This is a genomic window from Candidatus Cloacimonadota bacterium (assembly GCA_034661015.1).
Lineage (GTDB): Bacteria > Cloacimonadota > Cloacimonadia > JGIOTU-2 > JGIOTU-2 > JAYEKN01.
In genome coordinates this window covers 1-3966 of record JAYEKN010000107.1, presented here as the reverse complement: position 1 = coordinate 3966, position 3966 = coordinate 1, and the positions used below count along the sequence as shown (strand labels likewise).

At 33.7% G+C, this 3966-nt stretch carries 6 protein-coding genes; all 6 read right to left on the bottom strand.

Going from position 1 to position 3966, the window contains the following annotated elements; genetic code table 11:
• Nucleotides 1-27 precede the first annotated feature (27 nt).
• Nucleotides 28-1662 carry an adenine deaminase gene (gene ade, locus U9P79_04395; protein ID MEA2103867.1) on the bottom strand — a complete coding sequence of 545 codons (1635 nt, stop codon included), beginning with the start codon at nucleotides 1660-1662 and terminating at the stop codon, nucleotides 28-30.
• A 196-nt stretch (nucleotides 1663-1858) separates the two neighbouring features.
• A complete protein-coding gene (locus U9P79_04390; GenBank protein ID MEA2103866.1) occupies nucleotides 1859-2266 on the bottom strand; it encodes a HEPN domain-containing protein in 408 nt (135 codons plus the stop codon).
• Nucleotides 2251-2577 (bottom strand): nucleotidyltransferase domain-containing protein, encoded by a 327-nt coding sequence (locus U9P79_04385; protein MEA2103865.1) that lies wholly within the window; start codon nucleotides 2575-2577, stop codon nucleotides 2251-2253. The genes U9P79_04390 and U9P79_04385 overlap by 16 nt, the downstream gene beginning before the upstream one ends.
• Nucleotides 2578-2630: 53 nt before the next feature.
• The gene (locus tag U9P79_04380; GenBank protein ID MEA2103864.1) at nucleotides 2631-2801 is read right to left on the bottom strand and encodes a hypothetical protein; all 171 of its coding nucleotides are present in this window, start codon (nucleotides 2799-2801) and stop codon (nucleotides 2631-2633) included.
• Nucleotides 2791-3639, bottom strand: coding sequence for a Bro-N domain-containing protein (locus U9P79_04375; GenBank protein MEA2103863.1), 849 nt, complete (start codon nucleotides 3637-3639; stop codon nucleotides 2791-2793). The genes U9P79_04380 and U9P79_04375 overlap by 11 nt, the downstream gene beginning before the upstream one ends.
• Nucleotides 3640-3673: 34 nt before the next feature.
• Nucleotides 3674-3916 (bottom strand): hypothetical protein, encoded by a 243-nt coding sequence (locus U9P79_04370; GenBank protein MEA2103862.1) that lies wholly within the window; start codon nucleotides 3914-3916, stop codon nucleotides 3674-3676.
• Nucleotides 3917-3966 lie beyond the last annotated feature (50 nt).

Genomic DNA, 3966 nt, shown 5'->3' with positions numbered 1-3966 from the left:
TCCGCAAACATTCTGAATCCAATAAATTTACAATATTTCAAAATTATTAACATCCACTAATCCCATATCAGATAGTTTGAGTTCCGGAATAACTTCCAGAGCGAGGAAAGAGATTGTTCCAAAAGGTGAACTCAATTCTGTTCCGAGTTTTTTCGCTTTTCGCTCCAATTTATTCATTTTCGGAGCGAATTCCTCACAAGTTAATCTGCTCATCAATCCCCCTACCGGCAGTTTTGCAATGGAAATATTTCCATTTTCAGAAATCGAAAGTCCACCCTGATTTTCAATGATAGAATTGATTGCTAAACGAATATCCGTATTATTCGTTCCCACTGCGATAATATTATGACAATCGTGGGCAATGGATGAAGCAAGAGCGCCCCTTTTTAGGCCAAAACCGTTTATACGACAGCAGGAGATATTTCCATTTTTCCCATGTCTTTCCACTACAACCAATTTCAACAGGTCACGCTCAGAATCAATTTCCGAATCATTTTGAACGGACATTTTTTTTGTAATAATCAAGCCATCTGTTATACTAATTGCCATGTGCATATATTTTTTTGGAATTTTAGGAATATTTTGCAAAGGAGTGATCTTCACAGAATGAAGAATATTTTGGGAAATTGTAATTGCCGGTTTTTCCGACTGATTTTCTCTTTTCAAAACCGGTTTGCCATGAAAAATCACTTCATCGGGGATAAAATTTTGCAGATTATTTAGGATGACAAGATTTGCTACATTTTCCTTTAAAATGGCACCGTAATTATCTATTTCATAATGTTTGGCAGCATTGTAAGTGGCGGTTCGTAATGCTCGAACCGGATCAATCCCGAGTTTCACTGATTTTTTTATGTTGTAATTTATATGCCCGTTTTCCAACAGATCAGAAGCAAGTTTATCGTCAGAGCAGAACATAAAATTATCTCGGTCTGATTTTAAAAAACTGTAACAATTATCAGGAAGATGTTCTGCAGATCCTTCCCGTAAAAATATTTTCATTCCGAGTGATCGTTTTTCTGATATTTCTTCATAACTTGTGGATTCGTGATCATCGCTGATACCTGCTGTAACATATTTCTTCAGATCATTTCCTCTAAGATTCGGAGCATGCCCATTGACCAATTTTCCAGATTTTTTTGCTAATTCAATCTTTGCGAGAACATCCGGTTGCCCATGGATCACACCCGAAAAATTCATCATCTCACCGAGAGCGATCACTTCGTCGTAGGAAAACATTTTGCGAATATTCGTTAGATTTATTTCTGCACCGGAAGTGCCGAGAGAACTGGCAGGAACGCAAGAAGGAGCTGTGAGAAAAATATCCAATTCGGCTTTTTTACAGGATTCCCGAAAATATTCAAATCCCTCCATTCCAGCTACATTGCAGATTTCATGACAATCTGCCACAACTGCTGTAGTTCCGTTCCGCAGGGCAATTTGGGCAAAATTTATCGGAGTCAGATTTGTGCTTTCAATATGAAAATGCGCATCAATAAATCCGGGTGAAAGGAATTTGCCTGTTCCGTCTATTATTTGCTTTGCGCGAATAGTTGAGGAAGAAATTTTCACTACTTTTCCCCTATTAATTCCAACAGAAGCAGAAAATATTTTTTCCTCTATTACATCAATTATGCGAATGTTATTTATTGATAGATCCATGAGTCCACTTTAAAATTCATTTTTTGAAATTTGTAAACCGTTCCGCCAGTAGTCGAATCTATGGATTAAACGGTTATGTGATTTTTTATTTCCTCCACATTTTTGGTTTTTTCAATAATGCCACTCATTTGTGGCTAATGTATAGGTTTACGCCACGCATCTTTTCGCGTGGGTAACTTTGTTAAGTGCTTTAAATTTAAGAAAATAATTCAATGACCTTTATTTTTTCTACTACAAAATCCTTAACTTTTAAAGCGATTTCATATGCCTCTTTTGCTTCTTCTAAATCAGGAATATAGAAATCATCTGAATATCGAAGTTCTACGGCGTAATTCGTTAAATATACTGCAAAATCAAGTTTTTCAAAATCATTATCAATTTCATTACAAAGTTTTAGAATAGCTGTAATATTATGAGTATTTTTAAACGATTTTTGTACTGCTATTAGATAACTTTTCAAATATTTTTCAACAGCTTGTTGGGAATGAAAGCAAACAGAATCTGTAACAACATTTTCAGATTTTAGTAAAACTTCAATTGTTTTCAAATCATTATTAGCTTTTATATGCCATTTATTTACAATAGCTATTAAATCTTGGTCCATATAATTTTTCCTTCTCTTGAAACATCATAATTGATAGTTCCAATATACTTTTTGTATCTATTAAATTCAGTCCAATTTTTTAAAATTATATCAATATCGTATTTCAACTTAAGGAATCTTTTTTCAAGTTTAAAAAGTATATTTAGTTTTTCTTTTCGAGTAATTTTTTGTTTTACCAAAATCATTAAATCAATATCACTATCCTCATTTTGTTTTCCTGTTGCATAGGAACCAAATAATAATATCTGAAAAGGGTTAATTTCTTTAAGAATAGTATCCCTGATAATATTTATATCTTCATTTTTATACATTTTTTCCTCAAATCTATTCACACTTTGCAGAACTAAAGTGTGAAATTTTAATATCACCTTTCATTATGATTTTTTAACCAAATAAAGTCGAACAATTTACTCCTTCGCCTTTTCATCCGTGATGTTGTGCTTTCCAATCCCATAACAAGACTGGATTTCAAGGGAGCTTTAATCGTCTTCAACTCAGTTTCTTTCAACTTCTTAATTTCCCAATTACTGTTCATTCTCTATCTCTTTATTGTTTGGTTTGTTCAAAAGGTTTTTCGCATTCTTAGAATTTACAATCGGTTCACCTGTTTGCTTTTCAATTTCTACTCTTGCTTTTTTGGCAGCATTACCGCCTTTACGAGCAACTTTTTTGTTTGCGTCAAAACCTTTGGGCTTTTGCTTCTTCGAGATTTCGGTTGTGGAAGCTTCTGCCAGCATATTCAAAACTAATTCCAAATTGGACATATTATCACGCAGGTTTTCCTTTTTCAGCTTTTTCAGCTTTTTGTAATCTTTCACCGTTTTATCCGACCACGCTTTGGTAATTTCATTAGTTAAAATTGCGTATTCCAAACCTATCTTCATTCCTCTTTCCTGCCATTCGTCGGTCAGTTCTTTTCGCACTTCAATGCTTTTCAGTCGCTGGTTTATCCAATCTCTGGAATACCCTTTTTTCAGGTAGGTTGCCATTGCTCGTTCAAAAGCAAGTTCGGGATCTTCGGTTTCTTCTATTCGTTCGTAACCAACTTTTGCCAGCCACAATTTAAAAGGTTCAGCTTTGGGTGATGGGATAGATTGAATTAATCGCAAAAGCTGCTCAGTGTCAGCAACATCGGTTAAGTATTTTTTACCATCAGCGGATTTCATTTTCAGTTGTCCCATATTTTGGGACAACTGACTTCCTTCCGCTTTCAGCTTAGTTTTAAGAGCATTCCAATATTTTCTCGGGCGTGGACTATCAGTTAAAATTGCCACAACATCAATAATAGAAAAGAACCATTTCTCTTTCTCTTCATCCCAATGAGTTCTTACTTTTTGCTCTTGGAAAAGTTGGATTTTATTTTGTTTGTTCATAATTTATTCCTCATTTTCAAACCGTGACAATTTGTCACGGTTTCAATTTTAAATTATCCATTTCTTTACGGATTTTCTTTAATTCATTTTCCGAATTTTTTATTTTCTCGAAACCGATATCTTTCCAAATACCAGACAAATTTATTGGCTTGAGTTTGTTGGTTTGAGATTGGGATAAAATAAAATCAATAAATGTTTTTACTTCACTCAATCGTTCTTTCGGAATTATTGTTAGCTTATTTATTAATTCCATTCTGTTAATTGCAGATTGTTGCATTTTATACTTCAAATTAATATTTATTTTCAAAAAATAAAATACCTATAATG